Source organism: Rhodococcus sp. KRD162 (genome assembly GCF_017168335.1).
Lineage (GTDB): Bacteria > Actinomycetota > Actinomycetes > Mycobacteriales > Mycobacteriaceae > Rhodococcoides.
The window spans coordinates 168,312-195,026 of sequence record NZ_JABFAU010000001.1 but is presented as its reverse complement, the minus strand read 5'-3'; the positions used below and the strand labels follow the sequence as shown (position 1 = coordinate 195,026).

Annotated in this window: 29 protein-coding genes; 10 read left to right on the top strand and 19 right to left on the bottom strand. The window is 64.8% G+C overall.

Annotated elements, in window-relative coordinates:
- From J1M87_RS00955 to J1M87_RS00940, 4 genes are all read right to left on the bottom strand, one after another.
- Nucleotides 1–337, bottom strand: a 337-nt coding sequence (locus J1M87_RS00955) for a DUF222 domain-containing protein (protein WP_206486805.1), incomplete at its 3' end; no start/stop codon positions are given.
- 226 nt (nucleotides 338–563) lie between these two features.
- Nucleotides 564–1,019, bottom strand: coding sequence for a 6,7-dimethyl-8-ribityllumazine synthase (locus J1M87_RS00950; RefSeq protein ID WP_206486804.1), 456 nt, complete (start codon nucleotides 1,017–1,019; stop codon nucleotides 564–566).
- A gap of 10 nt (nucleotides 1,020–1,029) precedes the next feature.
- A complete protein-coding gene (locus tag J1M87_RS00945) occupies nucleotides 1,030–1,461 on the bottom strand; it encodes a DUF1810 domain-containing protein (RefSeq protein WP_206486803.1) in 432 nt (143 codons plus the stop codon).
- Between the two features lie 171 nt (nucleotides 1,462–1,632).
- A complete protein-coding gene (locus tag J1M87_RS00940) occupies nucleotides 1,633–2,217 on the bottom strand; it encodes a TetR/AcrR family transcriptional regulator (protein WP_206486802.1) in 585 nt (194 codons plus the stop codon).
- A gap of 61 nt (nucleotides 2,218–2,278) precedes the next feature.
- Here J1M87_RS00940 and J1M87_RS00935 point away from each other — a divergent pair, with 61 nt between their 5' ends.
- A complete protein-coding gene (locus J1M87_RS00935) occupies nucleotides 2,279–3,040 on the top strand; it encodes an SDR family oxidoreductase (RefSeq protein WP_241256178.1) in 762 nt (253 codons plus the stop codon).
- A 153-nt stretch (nucleotides 3,041–3,193) separates the two neighbouring features.
- Here the strand turns inward: J1M87_RS00935 and J1M87_RS00930 are convergent, their stop codons facing one another.
- Nucleotides 3,194–4,609 (bottom strand): acyl-CoA synthetase, encoded by a 1,416-nt coding sequence (locus J1M87_RS00930; protein WP_206486800.1) that lies wholly within the window; start codon nucleotides 4,607–4,609, stop codon nucleotides 3,194–3,196.
- Nucleotides 4,610–4,611: 2 nt separating this feature from the next.
- Between J1M87_RS00930 and J1M87_RS00925 the strand changes: the two genes are divergently transcribed.
- Nucleotides 4,612–5,037 carry a hypothetical protein gene (locus J1M87_RS00925; RefSeq protein WP_206486799.1) on the top strand — a complete coding sequence of 142 codons (426 nt, stop codon included), beginning with the start codon at nucleotides 4,612–4,614 and terminating at the stop codon, nucleotides 5,035–5,037.
- 179 nt (nucleotides 5,038–5,216) lie between these two features.
- Here J1M87_RS00925 and J1M87_RS00920 read toward each other — a convergent pair whose 3' ends face one another.
- The 5 genes from J1M87_RS00920 to J1M87_RS00900 all read right to left on the bottom strand — a co-directional run bounded on the left by J1M87_RS00920 (nucleotide 5,217) and on the right by J1M87_RS00900 (nucleotide 10,833).
- A complete protein-coding gene (locus J1M87_RS00920; RefSeq protein WP_206486798.1) occupies nucleotides 5,217–5,834 on the bottom strand; it encodes a LysE family translocator in 618 nt (205 codons plus the stop codon).
- A 125-nt stretch (nucleotides 5,835–5,959) separates the two neighbouring features.
- Nucleotides 5,960–7,063, bottom strand: coding sequence for a succinyldiaminopimelate transaminase (gene dapC, locus J1M87_RS00915; RefSeq protein ID WP_206486797.1), 1,104 nt, complete (start codon nucleotides 7,061–7,063; stop codon nucleotides 5,960–5,962).
- A 5-nt stretch (nucleotides 7,064–7,068) separates the two neighbouring features.
- The gene (gene fdxA, locus J1M87_RS00910) at nucleotides 7,069–7,392 is read right to left on the bottom strand and encodes a ferredoxin (RefSeq protein ID WP_008714223.1); all 324 of its coding nucleotides are present in this window, start codon (nucleotides 7,390–7,392) and stop codon (nucleotides 7,069–7,071) included.
- A gap of 115 nt (nucleotides 7,393–7,507) precedes the next feature.
- Nucleotides 7,508–8,254: a hypothetical protein gene (locus J1M87_RS00905; RefSeq protein ID WP_206486796.1), complete on the bottom strand. Its 747-nt coding sequence runs from the start codon at nucleotides 8,252–8,254 to the stop codon at nucleotides 7,508–7,510.
- A 38-nt stretch (nucleotides 8,255–8,292) separates the two neighbouring features.
- Complete coding sequence (locus J1M87_RS00900; RefSeq protein WP_307830703.1) at nucleotides 8,293–10,833, bottom strand: bifunctional FO biosynthesis protein CofGH; 2,541 nt, start codon at nucleotides 10,831–10,833, stop codon at nucleotides 8,293–8,295.
- A 145-nt stretch (nucleotides 10,834–10,978) separates the two neighbouring features.
- Here J1M87_RS00900 and J1M87_RS00895 point away from each other — a divergent pair, with 145 nt between their 5' ends.
- The 3 genes from J1M87_RS00895 (at nucleotide 10,979) to J1M87_RS00885 (ending at nucleotide 13,704) form a co-directional block, all read left to right on the top strand.
- Complete coding sequence (locus tag J1M87_RS00895; RefSeq protein ID WP_206486794.1) at nucleotides 10,979–11,458, top strand: PH domain-containing protein; 480 nt, start codon at nucleotides 10,979–10,981, stop codon at nucleotides 11,456–11,458.
- Between the two features lie 77 nt (nucleotides 11,459–11,535).
- Nucleotides 11,536–12,984: a PH domain-containing protein gene (locus J1M87_RS00890; RefSeq protein ID WP_241256216.1), complete on the top strand. Its 1,449-nt coding sequence runs from the start codon at nucleotides 11,536–11,538 to the stop codon at nucleotides 12,982–12,984.
- Nucleotides 12,985–13,002: 18 nt separating this feature from the next.
- The gene (locus J1M87_RS00885) at nucleotides 13,003–13,704 is read left to right on the top strand and encodes a uracil-DNA glycosylase (RefSeq protein WP_206486822.1); all 702 of its coding nucleotides are present in this window, start codon (nucleotides 13,003–13,005) and stop codon (nucleotides 13,702–13,704) included.
- On the opposite strand, the gene J1M87_RS00880 is transcribed toward J1M87_RS00885, so the two are convergent.
- The 5 genes from J1M87_RS00880 to typA all read right to left on the bottom strand — a co-directional run bounded on the left by J1M87_RS00880 (nucleotide 13,631) and on the right by typA (nucleotide 19,113).
- A complete protein-coding gene (locus J1M87_RS00880) occupies nucleotides 13,631–14,083 on the bottom strand; it encodes a hypothetical protein (RefSeq protein WP_206486792.1) in 453 nt (150 codons plus the stop codon). The two genes, J1M87_RS00885 and J1M87_RS00880, sit on opposite strands and share 74 nt — an antisense overlap.
- 45 nt (nucleotides 14,084–14,128) lie before the next feature.
- Nucleotides 14,129–14,287: a hypothetical protein gene (locus J1M87_RS00875; RefSeq protein WP_008714214.1), complete on the bottom strand. Its 159-nt coding sequence runs from the start codon at nucleotides 14,285–14,287 to the stop codon at nucleotides 14,129–14,131.
- Nucleotides 14,288–14,331: 44 nt separating this feature from the next.
- The gene (gene mshB, locus J1M87_RS00870) at nucleotides 14,332–15,240 is read right to left on the bottom strand and encodes an N-acetyl-1-D-myo-inositol-2-amino-2-deoxy-alpha-D-glucopyranoside deacetylase (RefSeq protein ID WP_206486821.1); all 909 of its coding nucleotides are present in this window, start codon (nucleotides 15,238–15,240) and stop codon (nucleotides 14,332–14,334) included.
- Between the two features lie 38 nt (nucleotides 15,241–15,278).
- The gene (locus J1M87_RS00865) at nucleotides 15,279–17,072 is read right to left on the bottom strand and encodes an ABC transporter family substrate-binding protein (protein ID WP_206486820.1); all 1,794 of its coding nucleotides are present in this window, start codon (nucleotides 17,070–17,072) and stop codon (nucleotides 15,279–15,281) included.
- A 103-nt stretch (nucleotides 17,073–17,175) separates the two neighbouring features.
- Nucleotides 17,176–19,113, bottom strand: a complete 1,938-nt coding sequence (typA, locus tag J1M87_RS00860; protein WP_206486791.1) for a translational GTPase TypA — start codon at nucleotides 19,111–19,113, stop codon at nucleotides 17,176–17,178.
- Between the two features lie 175 nt (nucleotides 19,114–19,288).
- Between typA and J1M87_RS00855 the strand changes: the two genes are divergently transcribed.
- Nucleotides 19,289–19,465 (top strand): hypothetical protein, encoded by a 177-nt coding sequence (locus J1M87_RS00855; RefSeq protein WP_206486790.1) that lies wholly within the window; start codon nucleotides 19,289–19,291, stop codon nucleotides 19,463–19,465.
- Here the strand turns inward: J1M87_RS00855 and J1M87_RS00850 are convergent.
- Complete coding sequence (locus tag J1M87_RS00850; RefSeq protein WP_206486789.1) at nucleotides 19,431–19,856, bottom strand: (deoxy)nucleoside triphosphate pyrophosphohydrolase; 426 nt, start codon at nucleotides 19,854–19,856, stop codon at nucleotides 19,431–19,433. The two genes, J1M87_RS00855 and J1M87_RS00850, sit on opposite strands and share 35 nt — an antisense overlap.
- A gap of 14 nt (nucleotides 19,857–19,870) precedes the next feature.
- Here J1M87_RS00850 and J1M87_RS00845 point away from each other — a divergent pair, with 14 nt between their 5' ends.
- Nucleotides 19,871–20,155 carry a 4a-hydroxytetrahydrobiopterin dehydratase gene (locus J1M87_RS00845; RefSeq protein ID WP_206486788.1) on the top strand — a complete coding sequence of 95 codons (285 nt, stop codon included), beginning with the start codon at nucleotides 19,871–19,873 and terminating at the stop codon, nucleotides 20,153–20,155.
- Here the strand turns inward: J1M87_RS00845 and J1M87_RS00840 are convergent.
- Complete coding sequence (locus J1M87_RS00840) at nucleotides 20,097–21,317, bottom strand: mannosyltransferase (protein WP_307830702.1); 1,221 nt, start codon at nucleotides 21,315–21,317, stop codon at nucleotides 20,097–20,099. The genes J1M87_RS00845 and J1M87_RS00840 overlap by 59 nt on opposite strands.
- Nucleotides 21,318–21,619: 302 nt before the next feature.
- Here J1M87_RS00840 and J1M87_RS00835 point away from each other — a divergent pair, with 302 nt between their 5' ends.
- Nucleotides 21,620–22,477, top strand: a complete 858-nt coding sequence (locus tag J1M87_RS00835; protein ID WP_206486787.1) for a hypothetical protein — start codon at nucleotides 21,620–21,622, stop codon at nucleotides 22,475–22,477.
- A 165-nt stretch (nucleotides 22,478–22,642) separates the two neighbouring features.
- On the opposite strand, the gene J1M87_RS00830 is transcribed toward J1M87_RS00835, so the two are convergent.
- Nucleotides 22,643–23,392 carry a DUF1906 domain-containing protein gene (locus J1M87_RS00830; protein WP_206486786.1) on the bottom strand — a complete coding sequence of 250 codons (750 nt, stop codon included), beginning with the start codon at nucleotides 23,390–23,392 and terminating at the stop codon, nucleotides 22,643–22,645.
- Nucleotides 23,393–23,620: 228 nt separating this feature from the next.
- On the opposite strand from J1M87_RS00830, the gene J1M87_RS00825 reads away from it, so the two are divergent.
- Complete coding sequence (locus J1M87_RS00825; protein ID WP_206486785.1) at nucleotides 23,621–24,199, top strand: TerD family protein; 579 nt, start codon at nucleotides 23,621–23,623, stop codon at nucleotides 24,197–24,199.
- Between the two features lie 108 nt (nucleotides 24,200–24,307).
- A complete protein-coding gene (locus J1M87_RS00820; RefSeq protein ID WP_206486784.1) occupies nucleotides 24,308–25,129 on the top strand; it encodes a hypothetical protein in 822 nt (273 codons plus the stop codon).
- A 62-nt stretch (nucleotides 25,130–25,191) separates the two neighbouring features.
- Here J1M87_RS00820 and J1M87_RS00815 read toward each other — a convergent pair whose 3' ends face one another.
- Complete coding sequence (locus J1M87_RS00815; RefSeq protein WP_206486783.1) at nucleotides 25,192–26,544, bottom strand: sialidase family protein; 1,353 nt, start codon at nucleotides 26,542–26,544, stop codon at nucleotides 25,192–25,194.
- Nucleotides 26,545–26,715 lie beyond the last annotated feature (171 nt).

Genomic DNA, 26,715 nt, shown 5'->3' with positions numbered 1-26,715 from the left:
GTGGGAGGTCTTCGGGTGGGGTTTCGGCGAAGGCGAGGATCAGGGCGGCATGGTCGATGGACATGACGCCGGTGTTGACGGCGTCGGCGATGTCAGGGAAGTTCTTCAGTCCGCGGGCGAGGGCGAGAATCTTGTTCGCTTTGGACGGCGAGAGCAGGGTGGTGGAGGTGAGCCAGCCGGCGGGTCCGGGGAAGCCGAGTTTCTCGCGGGTGACGCGGGTGTCGATCTCGGCGACGAGAGCGATGCGGCGGGCTTCGAGCAACTGGATCTGGTGGGAGACCGCGGCGGCGTCGGCGAGGAGTTGGTCCTCGCTCAGTTGCCAGATCTCGGTCGTCATGACTCAACTGTATCGAACTGGTGTTCGAGTAGCAATGATCGTCAAATCGAAAACTATTGCCCTGCACAACTATTCGCCAGCACGTTCTTGTCGGTAGCTCGTGGTAAGCGTCGCTCGATGATCATGCCTCGTACTCGGTCACGACGGTCCCCGGTGGTCCAGGACCTTGCAATCGGCCACGGCGTCGAACCATCCTTGTGGATCTCGGATCGACCACCCCGGTTCGTCAGCCGATGGTCCCCAGCGATGCCACAGTCTTCACCACTGCACGGGCCGCCTCGGCACCCTTGGTTTCCAGGTGTGCAGTGAAGAAGGCTTTGTGGTCGGCGTGTTCGTGGAAATGATGAGGGGTGAGCACCACCGAGAACACCGGCACGTCGGTATCGAGTTGCACCCGCATCAGGCCGTCGATCACCGCCGTTTCGACGAAGTCGTGGCGATAGATCCCGCCGTCCACCACCAGAGCGGCTGCGACGATCGCGGCATACTTGCCCGTCCTGGCGAGCCGCTGGGCGTGCAGCGGGATCTCGAAGGCTCCGGGCACCTCGAACACGTCGATGGGCGTCTCGGCCTGTCCGAGCTTCTCCAGTTCGGCGGCGAACCCCACTCGCGCGCGGTCGACGATGTCCAGGTGCCAGCTGGCGTGAACGAAGGCGATGGATCCGGCGAGTGGAGTCGTCATGGGAGCGATGCTATCGGTAACGCTCGTCCAGCAAGTCGAGTGTTGCACCATCGGATTCGCCATCGAAATATTTCTGCAACACTTCGTCGAAAACGGACGTTCCGCTGGTAGCTTCGGCGAAGAGCGTCATGGACGACTGCAATTTCAGATTGTCCGGATAGCCGAAAATCGCATCGACCGTCCGACCCTCGATTCCCACGGTCAACCGAGCTGCCTTCTGCAAGCGAGGCCCCAGCACCTCGTGGGACAGGAACAGCTGCGCCTCGGTCAGATCAGCGATGCCGAAGTGTTGAGCGGTGGCACTACGCCCCAACCCTGCCAACTGCGGGAACACGAACCACATCCAATGCGTCTGCTTCCGTCCCGCCTTCAGCTCCTTGGTCACCGCAGTCCAGACGGGATCCTGGGCGTCGACGAAGCGTTGCAGGTCGTATTCGGTCATGCCACCCAACCTAGTCAGGAGTGGAGCCTGCGGAACGACCAGATCATCAGGAGTGGAGCCTGCGGAACGACCAGATCATCAGGAGTGGAGCCTGCGGAACGACCAGATCATCAGGAGTGGAGCCTGCGGAACGACCAGATCATCAGGAGTGGAGCCTGCGGAACGACCACATCAGGTGAACCCGCGCAGCAGGGTGTCGACGGTGGCGTCGAGCAGGTCCTCCGCCGGGACACCGTCGAGCAGGTCGCCGGTGGCCAGCATCGCGACGCCGTGCACGCTGGCGAAGGCTACCCGAGCGAGCATCTCAGGCGGCGCTTCGGTGATCACACCTGCGGCAATGGCATCTTTCAGCAGCGCCTCGGTGGCCGTCATACTTTGCTGCGCTACATCTTTCAGTTCTTCGCTTGCATCGGGGTGATGCTTGGTGCTGTACATGACGTCCAGTAATTCGGGGTGCTCGACGGCGAACCCGAGGTAGGCGCGGGCGACACCGCGGAACCGAGACATCAGCTCGCCTCGGCTCGATGCCGCCGCGAACGTTCGGCGATTCAATTCCTGAAAGCCTTTGAATGCCAAAGCATCCAGCAGCGCCTGTTTGTCGCGAAAGTGACGCGCAGGGGCCGCATGGCTGACGCCGACGTCCCTGGCCAACTGACGGAGCGAGAGTGCCTCGACTCCGCCGCGTGCGATGCTCCGCTCCGCCTCGTCCAGAAGTACCGCCCGCAAGTCGCCATGGTGGTAGCGCCGGGTAGCCATGCATTCACCCTAGGCGATGTTGCCGTTGACAACAATGATGACACTGCCTACATTGGCAGTCATGACATCCACAGTGCTCATCACCGGAGCAAGTTCAGGTCTCGGCGAGGAATTCGCCACTCGGTTCGCTGCACGAGGCGACAATGTCGTCCTCGTGGCGAGGCGGGCCGATCGACTCGAGGCACTCGCTCGCCGAATCGAAGCCGAGTACGGCGTCACCGCCACCGTCGTCGCGATGGACCTGGGCGTACCGGGCGTCGGGGTGCAGCTACGAACCACGTTGGCCGAGAAAGGAATCACACCCACTTCACTCGTCAACAACGCAGGCTTCGGAACGCACGGCCGGTTCGCCGACGAGGATGCAGAGCGCCTGGCTGCCGAGATCACACTCAACGTCACCGCCCTGGTCGACTTGACGCACGCATTCCTGCCGACCCTCACCGGTGCCCTGATCAACGTGGCGAGCACCGCCGCGTACCAACCCACCCCCAACATGGCCGTCTACGGGGCAACGAAAGCCTTCGTGTTGAGCTTCACCGAGGCTCTGGCATTCGAGCACCGCAACTCGCCACTGAAAGTACTCGCGCTCTCCCCCGGCCCGACGCGTACCGAGTTCTTCGACGTCGTCGGTTCCGAGGACGCAGCAGTGGGCAACTTTCAAACCTCGGAACAGGTTGTCTCGACAGCGTTGCGCGCGTTGGATTCTCGTCGCACTCCGGCCAGCGTCGTCTCCGGCCTGTCGAACAAGATCAGCGCAGGCAGCGTGCGCCTGGCCCCGCGCAGGCTGGCAACCGTCATCAGTGGTCGCCTACTGAAAGCGTGAACCCACAAAACGCGGGTACGACGCCAATCGCTCACTCCCGTGTGGGATTCGGCCGGATTCATGCGATCGCGGAATCGAGCACGCCGCCGGTACCGAAGGCGGGTGTGCGTGTGTCACCAAGGAAGGTCACAGTCGCGCACACCCGCCCGACGATCAGCCCAACAGTTTCTTCTGCACCTTGCCCATGGCGTTGCGCGGCAGTGAATCGACGACGCGAATCTCGCGGGGCCGCTTGTGGATCGAGAGCTCGCCGGCAACCAGATCGATGAGCACCTGGTCCTCGATGCCGGTACCGACGACGAACGCCACGATGCGCTGGCCCAGATCCTCGTCCGGCACACCGATGACGGCGACCTCATCGACGCTCGGGTGGCCCAGTAGCACCGTCTCGATCTCACCCGCGCCCACGCGATAGCCACCGGACTTGATCAGATCCGTCGACGCGCGCCCGACGATGCGATGGAACCCGTCGGGCTCGACGAGGGCGACATCGCCCGTATCGAACCAACCGTCCTCGGTGAAGGTCTTCGCCGTCGCTTCCGGGTTGTTCAGGTAGCCGTCGAACAGCATGGGGCAGCGGATCTGCAATGCGCCGATGGATTCGCCGTCGTGAGGCAGGATTTCACCGTTCTCGCCGCGCAGCCGCGTTTCGACTCCTGCCAGCGGTAGTCCCACCGAGCCGGGTCTACGCTCCCCGTCTGCGCGCGTGCTGATGGTGATGAGGGTTTCGCTCATGCCGTAGCGCTCGACCGGGGCCTGGCCGGTGAGTTCGCGCAGCTTCTCGAACACCGGAACGGGCAGCGGCGCACTGCCCGAGACGAGCAGCCGGGCACCTGCGAGCGCGCGGGCCGATTCCTCGTCGGCGGCCACCCGCGACCAGACTGTCGGTACACCGAAGTAGAGCGAACCGCGCGCCGCCGCGTACAACTCCGGGGTCGGCTTTCCGGTATGAACCAGCGGGCTGCCGAACCGCAGCGGGCCGAGCATGCCGAGGATCAATCCGTGCACGTGGAACAGCGGAAGACCGTGCACCACAGTATCTTTCCACGTCCAGTTCCATGCCTCGGCCAACGCGTCGAGGCCGGCAGCAATGGCACTGCGGGAGATCAGCACGCCCTTCGGCGGGCCGGTAGTGCCCGAGGTGTAGAGCACGAATGCGACTGCGGTCGGCAGCGGTTCGGCGTAACTGTGCCACGAGCGTGCGTGTTGACGCACCGGCAGAACCTCGAGCCCCGAGGTCTCGGGCGGCGTGTCACCGAGCCAGGCCTGCGCACCCGAGTCGCGCAGGATGTGCTCGCGCTCTGCCACACCGGCGTCCGGCGGAACCGGCACCACGGTGACCCCGGCGATCAGGGCACCGACGACCGCGAGCACCGTCTTCACCGACGGCGTCGCATGGATCGCGAGTCTCTCGGCCCGCGCGATCCGTTCGGCAACCGATGTCGCGGCTCCCAGGATGTCGGCGCGAGAGAGCGATACCCCGTCGATGGTGATGGCGTCGGGAATGTCGTCTCCCCGCGCAACGGCGAGTGGGTTCAGTGAACGAAGCAGCACATGGCTACCGTACATACATGGACGTGGACGGAATCGACACCGGCGACTACGCCGAGTACATGACGGTCGCAGCCGGTGACCTGCAGGCGGGTGTCTATCTGATCGGAACCGACGCCGAGCAGGACGACGATTCCGACGATGATCTCGAGCTGGACCTCGAGGACGAGGACTCCGATGACGACGATATCGACATAGCTCACATCACCGACGGCGCGCCGCGGCTGGTCTACTCGGTACAGTCCGACGATTTCTGGACGAGAGTGGAGTTGGCCGATCTGAGAGCCACTCAACTGTACGAGGAAGCCCACGCCCGGAACCCGGAGGTCAACACCGAGCCGAAGCGCTTCACGACCGTCGAGGCCTTCGGTAGCAACGAATTGGTGTACATCCTGCGGATCAGACGCGGCGGCTGGGACGTGAACGAGGCAGACCTAGAGCCGTGATCCACGCGGCCCCTCAGTCCTCGCACACGCGCGCGCGTTCGCTGAACGCGAGCGGTTTCGCGTCACGATTCTGCGCGCGTATGGCAAGTGCGCGCGCGTGTGCGAGATCTAGGCCGCGCCCCAGTACCCGTCAGTCGTGAAACGTGATGCCGGCCCCTTCCCCTACTTGCTGTTGTCGACTAAGCCGCGGACGCGACCGTTCCGATACCGAGGGCAACGAGGAATCCGGCACTGACGCGGTCCAGCCACTCGGACACGGAGGGCTTGCGCAGCAAAGCAACCGCACGTGATGCGACGACGGAGAAGACTCCCATCACCAGTGCGGCCACCAGCACCTCGACCAGGCCGAGTGTCATCGCCCCGGCGAAGGTGACCACGGTGAGGAACTGCGGCACCACCGCGAGGTAGAACAGTCCCACTTTGGGGTTGAGCGCACAGGAGAGGACTCCGGCACCGAATGCCGACCACGCGGATGCGGCGACGGGGACGAGCGGCTCACCGGCCACCTTGCTCTTCCTGCGTGCTCGAAAAGCCATGACGCCCAAGTACAGCAGATACAAACCGCCGAGAACCTTGACGATGCGATATGCCGTCGCGGACTGCTCGACGATGGCCGCCAGACCGACCGCCACCAACACGGCCCAGAACAGTCCGCCGATCGCGACTCCCATTGCCGCGGCGATTCCGGGCTTGAGGCCGCCGATGCTGTAGCGCAGCACCAGAAACGAATCGGGGCCGGGCAGGATAGCCAGCAGAAAACACACGCCGGCGAAACTGAGCAGCAGGGTGGGGGTCATGGGTACATGAGAACACCCAGCCCGAGCTGGGTCCAACTGACTTCACTGTCCACTGTTCACGCCGCGCCACGGAATCCCGTCAGCGGTGGGAAATAGTGGACACTCAGCGCACCAGAGACGCCCGACTACCCGCGCAGGCGAGTAGCCGCAGCCTCGATGCGCTCGTCCTCGGCCGTCAGAGCGATACGCACGTGCTGTCCACCGTCGGGGCCGTAGAACTCTCCCGGGGCGGCGAGGATGCCGCGGTCGGCGAGCCAGTCGACGGTGTCGCGGCACGGCTCGTTGCGGGTTGCCCACAGGTAGAGCCCGGCCTCGGAGTGGTCGACGGTGAATCCGGCGGCTTCGACGGCGGCCTTGAGCACCGTTCGCCGAGCCCGATAGCGCTCACGTTGGATGTTCTCGTGCTCGTCGTCAGCGAGGGCCGCAGTCATGGCGGCTTGGATCGGCAGCGGCACCATCATGCCCGCATGCTTGCGTACCTCGAGCAGCTCCGCGACGAGGGACGCGTCCCCGGTGACGAAGCCGGCGCGGTAGCTCGCGAGATTCGAGGTCTTCGAAAGCGAATGCACGGCAAGGAGGTTCGTGTGATCACCGTCGCATACGCGGGGATCGAGGACGGATACGGCGTCGGCGTCCCAGGTCAGACCCAGGTAGCACTCGTCGGAGACGACGATGGCGTCGCGTTCGCGGGCCCATCCGACGACCTTGCGCAGGTGGTCGACACCGAGCACCTTGCCCGTCGGGTTGGACGGCGAGTTGACGAAGATCAGCGACGCCCGCTCCGGGCCGAGGCGATTGAGTCCGTCCGCCCGCAGGATGCGCGCACCGGCGAGCAGTGCACCCACCTCGTACGTGGGGTAGGCCAGCTCGGGAATGACGACAAGGTCCTCGGCTCCCAGGCCCAGCAGCGTCGGCAACCAGGCGATCATTTCCTTGGTGCCGATGGCAGGAAGTACGGCGTCCGGCGACAGTCCGGTGATCGAGTAACGGCGCTCGAGCGCAGCGATCGCGGTCTCCCGCAACGCCGGGGTACCGACGGTGGTGGGGTAGCCGGGTTCGCCCGCAACCGAGTTCAGTGCGGTCCGAATCACCTCGGCCACCGGGTCCACCGGCGTACCGACGGACAGATTGACGATGCCGTCCGGATGCGCCGACGCCTTCTCCTTCGCGGCGGTCAACGAGTCCCAGGGAAAATCGGGCAGCGTCGCTGCCACCGCTCTACGTGCCAAGGTCGTCAGTTCTCGCCCATGGGAGGCAGAGCCTTGATGAACGGCGGGTCGTAGTCGGTCTTTCCCAGTTTCGCTGCGCCGCCCGGGGACCCGAGGTCGTCGAAGAAGTCGACGTTGGCACCGACGTAGGCACTCCACTGCTCGGGCACGTCGTCCTCGTAGAAAATGGCCTCGACGGGGCACACCGGCTCGCAGGCTCCGCAGTCGACGCATTCGTCGGGGTGGATGTACAGCATTCGGTTACCCTCGTAGATGCAATCCACCGGGCACTCTTCGATGCACGCTTTGTCCAGTACATCTACGCACGGTTCTGCAATCGAGTAAGTCACTGCTGCTCTCCCCTCCTGTATCGATTCGTGGGCGCACGTGCGCCCTGAGCATCCTAGTATCGCGGTCCGAGCCTGGGTCAAACCGACCAGGGTGGCCTCACCTCACCCCGGCCCGCTAGCGCCGCAGGTCCTTGTCGACCGATGCCGAATCCCGGTGGTGGGCGGCGAGCCACTTCCGCCCCTGCTTGGCGGCACGAGAGAGCGCCCCACGCTCCCCGAGATACCCGGCGACACCGCCGATGAGCGGGATTGCGCCGATCACCCGGTAGAAGCCACGGGGGTGTGGCCGCTTCTCGAGCTCACCAGCGACGTCACGAAGCACATTGGCGATCCGCCACATTCCGCGCAGCAGCGCGAACGGGCCCGACGTCGGTGATTGCTCCTTCTTTTCCGGGGCGGTGTCTGAGATGGACGTCAGATCGCGCTTGCACAGCACCGATCCGAGCAATGCGACATGCGTCTCGCGGTCGGTCACCCCGGACTCACGGGCCACGGCGACGAGCACCATCGCCTGATTGGCGAAACCGAGGAGGTCCTGGAGTGGCAGACGATTGACCAGAATGCCGAACACACCGGGGAACGCCACTGCGACAGTGTTCAGAGCCCCGATTCGATTGACCCACCACTGCGAGCGGGCGTCGCTGTCGAGCTTCTCCCACCCGGCGGTTCCCGGAAAATCGGTGGTGTCGAAGGCCTTCGCGAGAAAATCGATGACGTTGTCCAGCGTCGAATCCTCGTCGGAGGATTCGCGAAACGTTCGCCCCTTGAGACCGATCGGGTCCCGCTCGGCGAGGAGGTCCAGCACGGGATCAATGATGGCGACGGCACTGCTCAATACCGCGGCGACTCGACGGTCGTCCATGTCAGACAAGCTCCGTTTCGGATGAAGGGACCCGGGGGTCAGATCGAACCGACCACCGATACCGCCGGGGCCGGGCCGTACGTGGTGGTGCGCTGACGAACCGGTCGGCCGATGCCGTCGGCGATCTCGTGCAGTTCCGCGACGGTCTTCTCCGATCCGTTCTGCGAACCCGCCATTCGTGAGATCGTCTCCTCCATCAGGGTCCCGCCCAGATCGTTCGCGCCTCCGTTCAGCATCGCTTGTGTACCCGTGATTCCCAATTTCACCCATGAGGTCTGAATGTTGTCGATCCGGCCGTGCAGCATGATCCTCGCCAGGGCGTGCACTGCGCGGTTGTCCCGGTTGGTCGGACCCGGCCTCGATGCACCGGCCAGGTACAGCGGCGAGGACTGGTGCACGAACGGCAGCGGCACGAACTCCGTGAACCCTCCGGTCTTGTCCTGGATCTTCTTGAGCACGTTCAGGTGACCGACCCAGTGCGACGGGTTGTCGACATGGCCGTACATCATCGTCGAGCTCGATCGCAGCCCCACTTCGTGGGCGGTGGTGATCACTTCGATCCACTCGGCAGCGGGCAACTTGCCTTTCGTCAGTACCCACCGGACCTCGTCGTCGAGGATCTCCGCGGCGGTACCGGGGATCGAATCCAACCCGGCGGCCCGCAGCTCGGTGAGCCACTCGCGGATCGACTGTCCCCCGCGGGATGCTCCGTTGACGATCTCCATCGGCGAGAAGGCGTGCACGTGCATCGACGGCACCCGAGCCTTCACCGCCCGCACCAGATCGGCGTAGCCCGTCACCGGAAGCTCGGGGTCGATTCCGCCCTGCATGCACACTTCGGTGGCACCGACGACGTGTGCCTCCCACGCTCGATCGGCAACCTCGGTGGTGGAGAGGGTGAACGCGTCGGCGTCGCCTTTGCGCTGCGCGAACGCGCAGAAACGGCACCCGGTGTAGCAGATGTTGGTGAAATTGATGTTGCGATTGACCACGTAGGTGACGGTGTCTCCGTTGACCTGTCTCCGTAGATCGTCCGCGAGCGCGGCGACGGCATCCATCCCCGGCCCCTCGGCCGTCGCCAGTGCGAGATACTGCTCGTCGGACAGACCGGCCGGGTCCTTCTCCGCTGCAGTCAGGGCCGATACCACGTCCCGGTCCACCCGTTCGAGGCCTGCGAGGTCGCGAACTTGCTCACGGATCGACTCCCAGTCACCGAACGCATTCGCCAGATCCGAACGGGTCTCGGTGTTGCGGCCCTGCGTGTCGATCTCGGTGTTCAGATCGACCCGGCCCGAGGACTCCCACTGCTCGTCCGGCTCCTGCCACGGCAGACCCGTCGGGTTCACGCCCTCGCGAGCCATTCCGGTATCGGGATCGGCCAATACATGCACGTGTGCCGAAATTCGGGGATCGATCCAGGGAGCGCCGGCGAGAACGTACTGAGGCTGCGCCGCGGTGCGTTCCACCAGTCGGTATCCGGCCGTCGCCGACAGCTCGGCGAGAGTGTCGAGATTCGGCCATGGCCGCTCCGGATTGACGTGATCGGGAGTCAGCGGCGACACTCCGCCCCAGTCGTCTACGCCTGCACCGAGCAGCGCCGCGGTTTCCTCTGGTTCGACCAGGTTCGGCGGGGCCTGAATCCGCATCGACGGGCCGACCACCATCCGCGTCACAGCGATGGTCGCCAGGAATTCTTCCAAACCCGCGTCGGGCACCGACCGCATCGCGGTATCGGACTTCGCCAAGAAATTCTGCACGATGATTTCCTGAACGTGCCCGAACGACTTGTGCACCTTACGAATTGCCATGATCGACTCTGCCCGGTCGCGGAGCGTCTCACCGATACCGACGAGAATGCCCGTCGTGAAGGGGATATTGAGTCGACCCGCATCGGTCAAGGTCCGCAGCCGCACCTCGGGGTCCTTGTCGGGGCTGCCGTAATGCGCCTGCCCCTTCTCCTCGAACAACCGTCGCGAGGTGGTCTCGAGCATCATCCCCATCGACGGTGCCACCGGCTTGAGACGCGAAAGCTCCTGCCAGGACATCACTCCGGGATTGAGGTGCGGCAGTAGGCCGGTCTCCTCGAGCACCCGAATCGACATCGCGCGCACGTAATCGAGAGTCGAATCGTAGCCGCGGGAGTCGAGCCACTCCTTGGCCTCGGGCCACCGTTCCTCCGGTCGGTCACCGAGCGTGAACAGAGCTTCCTTGCACCCCAGTGCGGCACCCTTGCGGGCGACGTCGATGATCTCGTCCGGGTCCATGAACATTCCGTGACCGGCGGCCTTGAGCTTGCCCGGCACCGTCACGAACGTGCAGTAGTGACATTTGTCGCGGCACAACCGAGTGATGGGGACGAATACCTTGCGCGAGTACGACACCGTCTTCGGCCTGCCCGCAGATTCGAGTCCGGCATCGCGCACCCGCGACGCCGAGGCCATCAGATCGGTCAGATCCTCACCGCGGGCGTGCAGCAACACGGTGGCTTCGTCGACGTTCAGAGACACTCCATCGCGAGCGCGGCGCAGCACTCGTCGCATCGCAGAGGGGGCAGGTGCGGAGTCCGGTAGAGAAGTCACCCGTCGATCATGCGCCTCGGTGGTACGCACGTGCCACCCGCGGTACACCGTCGTGCGCCTTTTGCGTACCTGGAGGTGCGCAAAAGGCGCACGACCGGGGTGGTGGACAGCAAACGACACCTCTAGGTTTGTACCCGTGATAACGATGACCGATCCGCAGTTGCGACCGTCTCCCCGAGCACGCCTGCTCTGGGCCCTCAGTGCCGGACTGATGTGGCTGCCGGTCTTCATCGCCCAGATCGTCTGGGCCCTGATCGACACGGATCGAACGTCGTGGCCCCATGTCACCGTCCTCGTCGTCTCGGCCGTGGTGGCCGCGCTGCACATCGCCATCGTGCCGGCCTGGCGGTACCGCGTACATCGTTGGGAGATCAGCGACACCGCCGTCTACACCCGCACCGGCTGGCTCTCGCAGGAACGACGCATCGCTCCGATCTCGCGCGTGCAGACGGTCGACACCGAGCGTGGACCGCTCGATCGGCTGCTCGGGTTGGCCACGGTCACTGTCACCACGGCATCCTCCGCCGGAGCGGTGAAGATCACAGCGCTCGATCAGGGCGTCGCCGACGACACCGTCGCCCGGCTCACCGACATCGCAGGGCGCACGGTCGGTGACGCAACGTGACCGCGGACGGTTCCAACGAAGAGGCGCAACTGCTGGCCGTCGAGGAAGAGCAGCCGTGGTTGCGTTTGGACAAGCGAATGCTGTTGGTGCATCCGGTGAACGAGGGTGTCAAGATCCTGCCTGTTCTGCTGGTGTCTTTTTTCGTCGGCAGTCAGAGCGGTAATCACTTCTGGAGCCTCGGCATCCTCGCGGTGGTCGTGGTGTTCGCGATTCTGCGCTGGTTCACCACCAGCTACCGGATCGGTCCGGTGCATGTACAACTACGCACCGGTGTGTTCCAGAAGAAGCTTCTGTCGATACCGCGCAACAGGATTCGCTCGGTCGACGTGGAAGCGAACGTGCTGCATCGGGTGCTCGGGCTGTCCATTCTGCGTATCGGCACCGGTCAACAGGCAGGCAAGGGCGAGACGTTCGAGCTCAACGCACTCGACACCTCACTGGTTCCGGCACTGCGCGGCGATCTGCTACAGCGGGTGTCGGGGCAGATCCCGGCGACCGATGGCACGCCTGCGACGGCGGCGGATCCCGGTGTGGAGATCGCGCACTGGCAGTTCTCGTGGGTACGGTTCGCACCGTTCTCGATCACCGGCATCGTCACCATCGCCGCTGCTATCGGCGTGCTGTTCCAGTACGGGTTGGGGCAGACGCTCGCCGAGTCTTCGGTGGTCTCGAACAGCATCGACTCGGCTGAGCAATTCGGAATCACTGCGCTCGTCGTCGTCGCGCTGGTGGCGCTGCTCGTCGTATCGAGCATCTTCGCCTGTGTCCGTTACCTGGTGGCCTACGCCAATTTGACGGTCACCGATCAGGGCCGAACCCTGCATGTCAGTCACGGATTGTTGCGCACCCGCCAGTCGACGCTCGACCGCAAACGGCTGCGTGGCACCTCGTTGTCCGAGCCACTACTGCTGCGGGCGGTGAGCGGGGCCAGGCTCGATGCCATCATGACCGGCGTCAGTGCAGAGAAGAAGGAATCCTCCCTGCTGCTCCCCCAGGCACCGCGCACCGAGGCTCTGCGCATGATGAACACCGTGCTCGGCGACGCCGGTCTGCACGGCGGCGCGGATCTGCCCCTGCTCCAACACGGGCCTGCAGCGCGGCGACGCCGGTACACCAGGGCGGCCCTACCGGTCCTGGTCGTGGCAGCCGGAATCGGAAGTGCGCAGTATCTCGGCGCGCCCATTCCGATTCTCGCCTGGATCGCCACCGGGGTGCTGTTCGTCGCGGCCGTCGGGCTGGCTCACGATCGCTACCGCGGACTGGGCCACGCGGTGCTCCCCGGTTGGCTCATCACCCAGCACGGCTCACTGGACAGGAATCGGCACAGCCTGGAGGCAGCGGGCATCATCGGTTGGACGGTGCGGCAGACGTTCTTTCAGCGGCGGGCCGGGGTGGCCACCATCGTCGCCGCGACTCCGGCCGGGGTCGGACACTACGAGGTGGTGGACATCCCCATCGAGAACGCGTGGGCCATGATCGACGCCGTGACCCCGGGGGCCGGAGACATCTGGCTCAGTCGTTCGTGAGATGCCGATATGGCCGGCATGAAGAAGACGCGTCCGCAGACCATCGCCGAGCTCGACACAGCGGTGTCCGCTTGTCGGGCCTGCCCTCGCCTGGTCCGGTGGCGAGAGCAGGTGGCCCAGGACAAGCGGGCGGCATTTGCCGACCAGAACTATTGGGGTAAAGCGGTTCCCGGATTCGGACTGTCCGATGCAGCGATGCTGATCGTCGGACTCGCGCCGGCCGCTCACGGCGCCAACCGCACCGGACGGATGTTCACCGGCGACCGCAGTGGGGACGTACTGTATCGCGCGATGCATGCGGTCGGGCTGGCGAATCAGCCCACCGCAACCCATCTCGGAGACGGGTTGACGCTCAACGGAGTTCGCATCACCGCCCCCGTCCATTGCGCGCCACCACAGAACAAGCCGACGCCCGCCGAGCGCGACAGATGCAAGCCATGGCTGGACGACGAACTGCGATTGCTGCGTCCGACATTGCGGTCGATTCTCGTTCTCGGCGCCTTCGGCTGGCAGTCACTTCTGCCGATCCTCGCCGCCAACGGCTGGGACATACCGAGACCTGCGCCGAAGTTCGGTCACGGAGTTCGGCTCGAGTCGGGATCGATCACGGTATTCGCCAGCTATCACGTGAGCCAGCGAAACACCTTCACCGGACTGTTGACTCCGAGGATGATCGAGGATGTGCTGCGGGATGCGGGTCGGCATGCACGCTTGCTGTGATTGCCTTCATCCGATACATGAACAGCAGCACTCCGGCGGGGCCCGCTCCAGCGATGATCAGCAACATGGTGCGCCAATCGGCGAGTAACAGGACGTCGCCGCCCGGGCCGCCGAGCATGCACAGCACCACTGCGGCAAACCATCCGAGCAGGGGCGACGCCACCCAGATCGGACGTTCGGCAACTTTGCGTGCAGCAACGATCAATGCCACGTTGGCGATCCCGCCGAGCAGGGCGCTGATGGGAAATTGCATCGACCCGAGATAGGTAGGAAGAAAGACGACAGACAGAATCCCGGACAGAAAGCCGTCGAACACCAGTACCGAGACGGTGGCCCAGGACACCAGGGCGACAGTATTGGATGCGGCCTTCGAGATCATGCGTCCAATACTGCCTTGACCCCGGCTAGGTCAGTGCACCGGCACTCAGGAAACCGGCGGATAGCCCAGCGACGTGAGCAGGTTGGACGCACCCATCGCGATCTGACCCAGAACGTACTGGTACAGATCTGCCTGCGCGCCGAACTGCGGCTTGAGAGAATCGACGAACGCGACGATCGCGTCCTGCACTACCCAGTTGTACATGTGTGTTCCGCCCCTGCTGTGGTGAGACCAGTTCTGTGGCCAATTCAGTGATGCGGAACACAGCCTAGTACGCCGGAGAACAGGTCGGTCTCCCTGCCCGTCTCATCGGCACCGAGTTCGCCGCGGACGAGCACGTACTGCTCGTCCAGCAGGATCGGTTGGGCGATGTCGTTGGACAGTGCGTACTCGCGGCCCGACGGTGCGACGGTGACCTGGGTGGCGTGGGCGCGCAGGGCGTCGCGCTTGGCGTCGAGCACACCGCGGATGTCGATACTGGTGGTGATCATGGTCTCGGGCACACTCGGTAGCTCCCCCTCGACCGGCATCCGCCAGTGCGCCGGAATCTCGTCGATCGCGGCGAGGCCCGACTGCAGTTGCTCCTCGCCGGTGACGGTCCAGTAGAACTTCGACACCTCCCAGGGCGGTCCGGCATCGGGATGGGCATCGGTTCCGCAGACCTCGACCGCTTCGGTCACCAGCGAGTGCACTTGCTGATGGTCGGGGTGGCCGTAGCCGCCCTCGGGGTCGTATCCGACGACGACCTGAGGCCGAAGCTCACGAATGACCTTCACCAGCGCCCCGAGCGCCTCGCCGCGGTCGGCATTGACGAACGCGCGCGGATTGCGGGCGGCCGAGGTTCCGGCCATCCCCGAGTCGCGCCAACGACCGGCACTGCCGAGGAATCGGGGCGGGTTGCAGCCCAGGGCCGCGAGCGCGCGATGCAGTTCCAGGATGCGATAGCCGCCGAGTTGATCCGCACGGTCGACGACCAGATCGGCCCAGGCCTCGCCGATCACTTCACCCTCCTCGCCGAGCGAGCAGGTCAGCACCGTCACGTCGGCCCCGGCGCGAACGTAATGCGCGATGGTCCCCCCGGTGGTGATGGTTTCGTCGTCCGGATGGGCGTGCACCAGCAGTAGTCGCTGCGGTTCCGTCAACGTCTGCTCTGTCATCGCCTGATCTGCCTTCGGTCGTTGCTCGAGTTGCTCGGTCACCTGGGCGTCCGAATCCACTGTGCGGCGTCGGCGAAAATGCCCACCTCCACCGGGCCCGTCAACGAGACGCCGGTGATCCCGGGAACTGCCGCCACCACCGACGAGTCCTGCATGATCGGCAGGGTCGACGCCAAAGACCACAGTTGGGGCTCGATGTCGTTGCGAATGACCGATGAATCGAGACCGCCCACCAGGGCCTTGTCGATCGTCGGCTGCAGGCCGGGAACGCACAGGCCAGACAGGCTCCGCGGGGCGGGCGCGGGGTCCTGACCGTCCTGAGCCGGATCTGCGACACAGCCGAATCGGGAGGCCAGCGCCGTTGCCGGGTCTGCGCCTGCGCTGGTCCAGCCGATCACCGCGTCGACGGTGCCGTCGGTCAAGGCCGTGGAATACAACTCCTCGGGGGGCAGCGCAGTCACCGTCGCATCGATGCCTGCCCCGACCAGTTCGTCCGCGGCGGTTCCCGCGACAGCGAGCGCGACGTCGTCGTTCTCGACGGCACCGATCACGAACCTCAACGCGGTTCCGGACGCGTCGGCGAGGCGATCGACTCCGGGCACCGGCGCACTCGTGGTCGCAGCGCTGCCCGTCGGCGTGGTACTCGTCGGGGACGGGGATGTGGTGGCCGGGGTGTCCACCTTCGGTGTCGATGTCACCAGCGCATCCGGCGTCGAGACGAAGCCGGCGCTACGCAGCAGGTCGAGGGCGGCTGCTGTGCCGATGGGAGCAGGTGATGTCGCGGTGTAGTCGGGATCGGAGGGCGAGAGCAGCTGCGCTGCGGCGCGGCGATCCGTTGCGCCGCCCGATCCGACCGTAGCCAGCAGATTCGGGTCGAGTAGACCGAAAATTCCTTGCCGCACAGTGGCATCGGCCATGTTCGGCGCTCTACCGTTCACCGTCATCGACAGCACCCGAGATTGCGGAATGGTGCCTGTCCGCACGCCCGGAATCGCCGAGAGCTGGGCCCGCAGAGCCGAGTCGCCCGTGACCTGCGCGATCTGAGCATCGCTCGACCGCAGGGAATCGGCGAGCTGGGCCGGGGTTCCGCCTCGCCGGATCAGAATCTGATCGGGGGATGCCGGCTCGCCCCAGAAGCGGTCGTTGCGCTCGAGCAGAATCTCGTCCCTGCCCTGGTCGACGGTCTTGATGTTGAATCGCGCACCCGAGACCGGAACGTTGTCTGTCAGACCACCTTGGAACCCGCCGGGAGAATCCTTGAGCAGGTGTGAGGGCACGAGATCGGCGAACAGGCGGGGCCAGGCCGGATAGGGCGATCGGAGTGTCACATCGACCGTCTTGCCGCCACCCGAGGCCGCGACGCCGGTGATCAGGCCGTACCCCGCGGAATCGACGACCCCGGGCTGGGTGATCATCTGCTGCCACAGGTAGCGGAAGTCCTCGGCCGAAATCGGCGCACTGTCGGACCACTGAGCTGCGTTCTGCAATTGGTACCGAATGGTGAACGGCGACTGCGATACCACCTCGGCCGAGATCAGCAACGACATGTCCGGCTCCCAGGTGGTGATCCCGGTGGCGGGATTCCGAACGGGGCGAAAGGGACTGGGCAGCACCAGGGAACTCACTGCTGCCGTGGCGGGTGACTGGTCTGCCATCAGGTGCGGGTTGAACCCGATGCCCACGTCGTCGATGGCGACGACCACCGGATCACCGGTCTTGGCCGGCACCATCGTGGTACTGACCGGGGTCTCCACGCTCTCGATCGGCGGTGGCGGATCCGCGGTGCACGCTGCAAGTACCAGAGCCATGGCAGAAACCAGAACCACCGGCATCAGCACCTTGCGCAACGAGGATCTCCTTCGTGGTGTGGCTACCGAGACGGAAGAAGCGACGCCCCACGAAGGTGACACGCCGCTTCCGCCGAACAAACGATTCTTACAGAGCAGCCTTGTCGCGAGTCTTGCTACGTGAACGCTCACGGGCCCGCTCGTTGGAGTCGAGGTGCACCTTGCGCACGCGGACGACCTCCGGAGTCACCTCGACGCACTCGTCACCTGCACAGAACTCCATGGCCATTTCCAGGTCGAGCTTCTTCGGCTTGGCCAGGGTCTCCATGACGTCTGCCGAGGACTGACGCATATTGGTCAGCTTCTTCTCACGGGTGACGTTGATATCGAGATCTTCCTGACGCGGATTGATGCCCACGACCATGCCCTCGTACGTATCGGCACCCGGCTCGACGAAGAACGTTCCGCGGTCGGCCAGCTGGATCATGGCGAAGGGGGTGACCGAGCCGTTGCGGTCCGATACGAGCGAGCCGGTGTGGCGGGCTCGGATCTCGCCTGCCCACGGGGCGTACCCGTGGAAGACCGCGTTGGCGATGCCGGTGCCGCGGGTGTCGGTGAGGAAATCGGTACGGAAGCCGATCAGACCGCGCGAGGGAACGATGAACTCCATCCGAACCCAGCCTGCGCCGTGGTTCGTCATCTGCACCATCTTGCCCTTGCGTGCGGCGAGCAGCTGGGTGACGCTGCCGAGGTATTCCTCCGGGGTGTCGACGGTGAGCTCTTCGAAGGGCTCGTGCAGCTTGCCGTCGACCTGACGGGTGACCACCTGGGGCTTGCCGACGGTGAGCTCGAATCCTTCACGACGCATCTGCTCGACGAGGATGGCGAGAGCGAGCTCGCCGCGACCCTGCACCTCCCACGCATCGGGGCGACCGATGTCGAGGACCTTGAGCGAGACGTTACCGATGAGCTCCTGGTCCAGACGGCTCTTGACCATCCGCGCGGTGAGCTTGTGTCCGCTGACGCGTCCGACGAGCGGGCTCGTGTTGGTACCGATGGTGACCGAGATGGCCGGCTGGTCGACGGTGATGCGCGGCAGAGCGACCGGGTTCTCCAGGTCTGCGAGGGTATCGCCGATCATGATGTCGGCGAAGCCTGCGACGGCGACGATGTCTCCTGCGACACCCTTCTCGCCGGGGACGCGCTCGACGCCGATGGTGTTGAGCAGCTCGGTGATCTTGGCCTTCTGAACGACGGGCTCGCCGTCGACCTCACGCATCCAGCTCACGGTCTGGCCCTTGGAGAGCTGACCGTTGTGGATACGAACCAGTGCGAGGCGACCGAGGAAGGCCGACGCGTCGAGGTTGGTCACGTGGGCCTGCAGCGGCGCGTCCACATTGCCCTTGGGAGCCGGGACGTAGCTGAGGAGCACCTCGAACAGCTCGTCGAGGTTCTCGGCGTCGGGAGCTTGACCGTTCTCGGGCTGCACCTTCGACGCCTTGCCCTCACGGCCGGAGGCGTAGAGCACGGGGAGGTCGAGGGCCAACTCAGCGGCCTCGGATGCCTCGTCGTCGAGATCCGACGCGAGATCGAGAAGCAGGTCGTGGCTCTCGGAGACGACCTCTTCGATACGTGCGTCGGGACGGTCGGTCTTGTTCACGACCAGGATCACCGGCAGCGACGCAGCGAGCGCCTTGCGCAGTACGAAACGAGTCTGCGGCAGCGGCCCCTCGGAGGCATCGACGAGCAGGACGACACCGTCGACCATGGACAGGCCGCGTTCCACCTCTCCGCCGAAGTCGGCGTGGCCGGGGGTGTCGATGACGTTGATGACGGTCATGGTGCCGTCGGAGTTGCGTCGGTGCACGGCCGTGTTCTTGGCCAGAATCGTGATGCCTTTTTCTTTTTCGAGGTCACCCGAGTCCATGACGCGGTCGATCGCTTCGGCACGTTCCTCGAACGCGCCTGACTGTCGAAGCATGGCGTCGACCAGGGTGGTCTTGCCATGGTCGACGTGTGCAACGATGGCTACGTTGCGAAAAGTTGTGGTGCTGTCGATGTTGTCTGCACTGCTTGGGGCGCTCACGCGAAAAATTCTCCTGGAGTCGAATGCGGGCTCTTGTTCGCTAGCGGGCTTATGTCGCTAGAGAAGCGCGCTGCACCGCGAGGTTCTCGCGACTGATCGAGTTTACCCGTAGTCCGACGGTGTCCCGCGCCACCCTCAGGTCTGTGACCTGCGCCACCCATTAGTCTTGGTGCTCATGGGCAAGGTAAAGGCCAAAGATGTCTCGGGAATGAAGCCCAAGAAAAAATGCTGTCGTAAAAAGGTTCGCTGCATCAAGTGTCCGGTGGTCATCATGCGAATGAAGAAGCTCGAATCGGCAGGTGCCACCAAGAAGGAACTCAAGAAAGGCCTGAAGGCCGCCCGGGCGAAGTGAGCAGAATTTCCCGCAGTTCAGGTATCCACAACCGGTCCGCGTCGACCAGATCCATTCTGGCCAACGCCTCCGCATCCACCCACCGAAGAGCCGAATGTTCCAGCGCTGCAGGAGTTCCCGAGATCAATTCAGCGCGGTAGGCGCGCAGCACCAGCCCGCCGGGTAGGTCGGCATCGCCGCGAAGTGCCGCTCCGATCGAACACTCGACGCCCAGCTCTTCACGCAGCTCACGTGCCAGCGCTGCCTGCTCGGACTCCCCCGGTTCCACTTTTCCCCCAGGTAGCTCCCAGCGTCCCGCCAGCTCCACAGGACGAGCTCGCTGCGCGAGCAGCACCATGCCGTCCTCGGTCAACGCGGCTGCGACAACCACCGCCGTGGGGGTACCGGACATGTCACCATCCTTCTATGACCGCATTGCTGACCGACCGCGACATTCAGGACGCCCAGCTCACCGACTGGACGGTAGCGCAGAAATCGTTGACACGAACCGTCGAACTCGCGTCGTTCCGAGCGGCGATCGAAACGGTGAATCAGGTGGCCGATGCCGCAGAGGAAGCGGACCACCACCCCGACATCGACATCAGATGGCGGTCGGTGACGTTCGTGCTCTCGACCCACTCTGCCGGTGGCCTCACTCGGAAGGACGTCGATATGGCACGTCGGATCGATGCTCTGGTCGAGGAGCGCTGACGCGACCGGCATAGGCCACCCAGCCGAGGAACAGCGCCGATCCGATCACGTCGACGGCCCCTGCCCACGCCTCGAATGCGGGACGCGGGATGGTCCAGATCGATTCCTGGAAGAAGCTCAGCAGCCACGGCACGCCCACTGTGACGGTCACCAGCCAGTAGCCGGCGACGATTCTCGCCCCGGCGACCGCGCGGAGCGGCCCGTGCATCAGCCAGATCACCATCGGGATCACCCAGATCCAGTGGTGCGACCACGAGATCGGCGAAATCAGTAGGCCGAGGAGTTGGACGATGATCAGGGTGCCGAGGTAGTCGCTGCGATCGATGCCGCGCCAGGCCGCGATCGCGAGAACCGTCGCGATCAGGGCGGCGGCCATCCACAACGGCCCCTGGCCCACATCGGAGCCGACGATCCTGCTCAGCGCCCCGCGCAGTGACTGATTCCAGACCGAGCCGACGGGGCCGATGCGATCGGCATCTCCGAGCAACGTCGTGAAGTAGGTGGCTGCCTGTTGCCCCAGTGCCGCGTAGCTGACTGCGACCGTGACTGCGAAGGCCACGGCCGAGAACGCTGCGGCCTTCCATCGCCGAGTCGCCAGAAAGTACAGGCCGGTGATGGCCGGAGTCAGCTTGATTCCTGCAGCGAAGCCGACGAGTCCGCCTGCCACCCACCACCGGGAGCTGCGCACAGCAAGGATCGCCAGCAGTACCAGAAATACGTTGACCTGGCCGTAGTCGAGCGTCGTACGGACGGGTTCGGACCACAGCCCGAGCGCGGTCCAGGCCATCGCGATACGAACCCAACGAGGTTCGGCGCTGCGCTCGTCGCCCAGAACCATCGACAGCGCCAGCCGCACCACGGCGAACAGTGCGGCCATCGTCGCCGCCTGCCAGACGATGCCGACCACGGTGAACGGCAGATAGTGCAGCGGGAAGAACACCAGCGCCGCGAACGGGGGGTAGGTGAACGGAAGCGGGAAGTCCGGGGTCTGCACCGAGTAGGTGTAGTCGTACAAATTGTCGCCGAGCAGCGCGGCCGAACCCTCGACGTAGACGTGAAGATCGACGAGATTCATACCGTTGGGTGTCACGAACGCCCAGACGAATCGGCTGATCACCGAGATTGCCAGGAGAACGGGGGCCAGCCGAACAAGTCGGTTCACTGTGCGTGCGGTTCCGTTCGGTATCGATGCCGTATATCGATCGCTGAGCTTATAGGTCGCCTCTTTCCTTCCCTAACCGCATAGGCACCCGAGTAACATTTACATCACCTTTAACACTGGCAACTCCAGTAACACGCTATCGTGTGGACTCTGCGGAGATTTCGTACCGGAGAACACATAGACTGCCCTGGCATAGATGCGACGGGGAGGGTTCGACGGCAACGGCTGTACATCGGGGATTGCGCTACATAGAGTGACCCCTCGAGCACCGGCTGTCGCCGGGGGCCCGCGTCATGATCAGAATGGGGATTATTACCGTGCTTCGTACTCGCGGAACGCGTCGCGTCGTGACGGCATTCGCCGTAGCTGCAGCCGCCGCACTCGTCGTACCGACCAGCGCATCCGCGCAGCCACTGGTGCCCATGGCACCCGCTGATCTTCCCGCACCGGCCGATCCCGGCGAACTGATCGCTCAGTTCTTTCCCGCACCAGGCGAGCCGTTGCCCGACCTTCGCGATGTGGAAGCACTGGCCTCGTTCGCCCCCGCGATCGTCGGAGCCGCAGCCGGTCCTGCCGACGTCGGAGCCGCTCCGGCCGCAGATCTGCTGGGCCAGGCCCGCGCCCTGCTCGCGGCCGCGCAGCTACCGGAGCAGGTCAAGTCGCTGCTCGAGTCGGTCATCACGTTCCTCGACGGATCCGGTGGTGGTGGACCCGATCTGCCCACCGACGGCCCGGTCATCGCTCAGTTCCTCTACCCCACGCTCGGCAAGGGATGCATCTCGGACACCGCCGATTCGGTCGGGACCGCTCTTGCAGTTCCGGGCCCGGCCACACTGCCTCCGCCCGGACCGGCCGCGGGTCAGGCGGGCTTCGTCTTCACTGCGCTGGGAACCGCTCCCATCGCCGCCGAGCAGCCCGCACCGCTGACCGTCACCTGGCTCAACATCGACAACCGCCGCTCGGGAACCCAGGACCTGACCGGCGCAGCGATGATCAACACCGACGGCCCGGCCACGCTGTCTGCCATCGCCGATACCGGCCCCGGACGTGTGCTGTCGGTCATTTCCGGTTCGCTCACCACACAGTCGAAAGAGGATCCGTCTGCGGCACCTCGCAGCTGCACCTTCCTCCCCACCATCGGCACGGTCTACGTTCCGTAGCTCCTGCTCGATCGTGCTTCGAATGCAGTTCGCCCCCGCAGCTTCGATCGAAGCGGCGGGGGCGAACTGCATTCGAATTGGTTTCGAGACCGGAAATGCGGCACATCGACGGGCGATGAACGTCGCGCTGCCGCCTATCGAACCGATGAATTACATCGATGCAATTCAGAGGACCTCGGCGGTGGATTTGGACCACTGCCCGTAATCTTCCTTCAGCACATTATTGATATCGACCGTGACTCCGCCGACGAAATCCTTGTCTATACGGATCTGGTGAATATGAGCGGCCGGATGAACGAAGCCCTTCGGTGTCCCCCAATTGTGCTGCCAAAACCATTGGCCGAGACCTGCCACCGAGGCCAATTCGATAGTCGGTGAATTGGCATAGATTCCGGTGTTCTCGGCCCCGATCACCGACTGCCACCCCACCAGGTACGGCGCGATCGCAGTCGCGAACTCCACTGCCGTGGGATTGTCGTCGATCGAGACGTAGATCGGACGGTCCGTGGGACCGCCGGCAGCCAGGTGCAGTTCGAGTCCGCGCTCGGCATGCTTGACGCCCGCCGCGTAGCCCCCGCGCCAATCGGAGGTCGCCCCCTTGCCGAACTGGTAGTTCGAGACCACCTCGAGCCCAGCGGAGGTCAGCGCATCGGCTTCGTTCTTGAGCATCGGCTTGCCGATCATCCACTTGGCATCGGGCCGACGATCGGAGACGTAGCGAACGGCCCCGAGATGGCCTGCCGCCTTGATCGCCGACGCCGACGGCACCCCGCCCGAGTAGTCGACGAGAGTCCCCAGCCCCGCCTCGGCGTGTGCGGTGGTCGTCCCCAAGGCCACCAATCCCACAGCGGCGGCGGACCCTGCAGCGGCGTACTTGAACAGTTCACGTCGCGAAACCTGCACAGAAATCTCCATTGTTGCTCGATCGCCGCGGCGCGCCTACCCACAGAACTGCACCACCACTGCTAACTTGTGATCTTTTGTCGTATCCCACCACAATCCCATCGGTACCGCCAGCCCCACTGCTCACACCACACACAGTTCCCCCGTGGTCCACATCGGCAACTCGGGCACCGCGAAGGTGAGCATGAATAAGGTGGGGAACACTGATGCACGGACGAACACGCAAAGGAGTGGATGGACATGGGCGTAACTCTCGCCAAGGGCGGCAATGTCTCACTGACGAAGGAAGCACCGAACCTGACCGCCGTCTCCGTCGGACTGGGCTGGGACGTGCGCGCCACCACCGGCGGCGACTTCGACCTCGACGCCAGCGCGATCGGCCTCGGCACCTCGAGGAAGGCGCTGAGCGACCTCTACTTCGTCTTCTACAACAACCTGCGCTCCCCCGACGGTGCCATCGAGCACACCGGCGACAACCGGACCGGCGAAGGCGAAGGCGACGACGAGAGCATCGACGTCGACCTGACTGCCCTCACTCCCGACGTCGACTCCATCGTCTTCCCGGTGTCGATTCACAATGCCGATGCCCTGGGCCAGAACTTCGGCCAGGTCGTCAATGCCTTCATCCGCGTGGTCGACAAGTCCGACGGCCGCGAGCTGGCGCGCTTCGACCTGAGCGAGGATGCCTCCACCGAGACGGCCATGGTGTTCGGCGAGCTGTACCGCCGCGGAGCCGAGTGGAAGTTCCGCGCCATCGGGCAGGGTTATGCCTCGGGCCTGGAGGGGATCGTGCGCGATTTCGGAATCGACGTGGGGTGAACCGTCTCGATTGAACAACGGAATAGAACAGAACTTGTGAGGCCCAGATGATGTGTGGTGATATCAGCGCACACACACCATAGGCCACATCAGTCACAGGAGTCACACATGTCTCGACGCCTCAGCCGTTTGGCGGGCGCAGTCGCGCTCTCCTGCGCGGCATTGCTCGCAGTTCCCGCCACTGCGGCGGCAGATCCGGCACCGGCCGATCCGCTCGCTCAGGCGATCGCCGCACTGCAGGGCCAGGGCGGAGCGTCCCTTGCGGCCGCGACGGCAATCGCCGACTCGCGTACCCCGGTCGCAGAGGAGGCGAACGCCGATCCGTTCGCGGCGCTCGACGCTGCCAACAAGGCGCTGACCGACTTCGGTATCACTCCGTTCTTCTACCCGACGGCAGCCATCAACTGCGCCGCGACACCGGGATCACCCCTCGGCATCGTTCCGGGTGTCGCGGGCGGAGCAGCAGGCCCGTGGCCACAGCTGAGCGTGCCTGCGATCCCCACGCTTCCCGGCCTGCCGTCGATCACCATTCCCGAACTCGACGCCGTCGACAAGGGCGAGACGATGTTCGCCTTCGTCCCGGCTGGCATCGTCAACGACTCGGCCGACAAGACCGGCATGCAGGTTGCATGGTTCAACGTCAACACGCTGCAGGGCGGATTCGCCGACTTCGGCGGCCTGGCAACCACTCTCGCCGATTCGATCCTGACCAACTCGGGCGTCCCCGACGCTGCGAAAGAGATCGTCCGGCCGTTCGTCATCGGCGCGATCGATTCGCTGCCCGCCGCAGGGGCCCGCGCGGTGCCCGTCGAAACCGGATCGGGAACCGTCCTGGCCGCGGTGTTCGGCACCGTGAACCACACGGGACTCGACGGAACCGCCAAGAGTTGCTTCTTCTTCCCCACCGTCGGAATGATCAACGTCGCCTGACGCGACCGCACAGCACGCTCCGAAAGGCCCGGCAGCAGAGCGCTGCCGGGCCTTTCGGCTGTTCACGCGTCGACTGCCCGGCCCAGCCGCCCCAGTACTGCCTGCCTCTCGGTGCGCCGCGAGCGCGGTGCCCAGGGGCGCTGCCGATTCCGCCCGCGCATCTGCATCGCCGCCCCGGTCAGAAGGTCGCCGGTGGGGGCGAAGTGAACTCGAACGAGCTCGTTGAGCGAGCGACCCAGTAGAACGTCGCGGACGTCACTACAGAAGCCGTGGGGAAACAGCGGCGCATCGAGTTCGTTGTACCTACCGCCGACGAACACCGGCCCTTCGGTGCCGAAGTCGCGGCACTGGGCGATGAACCCGTGGAACGCACGCCCCTTCTCGCGTCCGTAATAGGCGATACCGATCCGCCCGGACCCCGTGGCGGTGATAGCCCCGAAGCGGGCGTCGCGAACTCCGGGGGCCGAGACCACCACCGGTCTCGACCAACTCACCGCCCCGTCGCCGGACCATGCAGCGTGGAGCAATCCGTCGCGGTCCGGCCACACCACGTAGACATTTCCGTCGTCGTCGACGGCCGTCGACTCGGGCAACAGATAGCGTGAACCGCTCAGCAGAAAATGCAGTGGATTGTGGTACTTCGCCAGCGCAGAACCCGGCACCATCCGCACATCCCAGTGCAGGCCCTCGTCGCGGCTGACCGCCACGGCGAATCGCCGACCGTAGCGGCCGCCGATGTACACCGTGCCGTCGGGACCGACGACGCCCTTGCCGAATGCGACGTACTCCCGACTCGGTAGCCCGGGAATGTTCTTCGGATCGATGTCGAACCCGCCGGCCATCTCCCACTTCACACCGCCGTCGAAGGAACGCCAGATCACCTGTCGGGTGACGTTGACGAAGGGCCGCACGCGTACCGCGAACGGGGTCGGAGCCGACAGGTAGGTGACCCGGCCCGGGCTCGACCGTCGCGGACCGGCGAATATCTTCGCGGCCATCCTGGCCTTCGATGCAACTGTTCTGGTACGCCAGGTTTCACCGCGGTCGTCGCTGACTCCGAGAGTGAAGCCTGTTCGGAGCGGGTGTGGCGGTACCGCGTCGAATCTTCCTGCATTGACGAACAGCCGGTCGTCGACGTCGTCGAAATACAGGTACGACCGATGGCGACTGTTCTGCGCGCCCTGCGGAACCGATGCGCGCCAGGATTCACCGAAATCCGATGAGCGCAACACTGCGACGCCGTCGACGGTGAATGCAGGGGCGAGAAACACGGTGTTGTCCGTCGCCACCCCGAGGGTGCAGGCCGCGGAGCCGTACTCGGTATAGGAGATGTCGGTGACGTAGTCGGCCGATGCCGCCGCGGTGGTGGACGCGCGGAGACCGGCCCGGTAGCCCGAGGCGACCCTGGGCGTCACGACACCCACCCGGTGCTGCCACCGCATCCTGAGCACGGGGGAGGACGATTCATCACCCCAGGTTAGTGCCGGGACTGCGGGAAGCTGGCGAGGCCGTCGAAGAAGTCCTCGACCATCGTTGGTGACAAGTCACAGAACATGACCGGTTCGTTTGCTACCGGTGGATTCGCG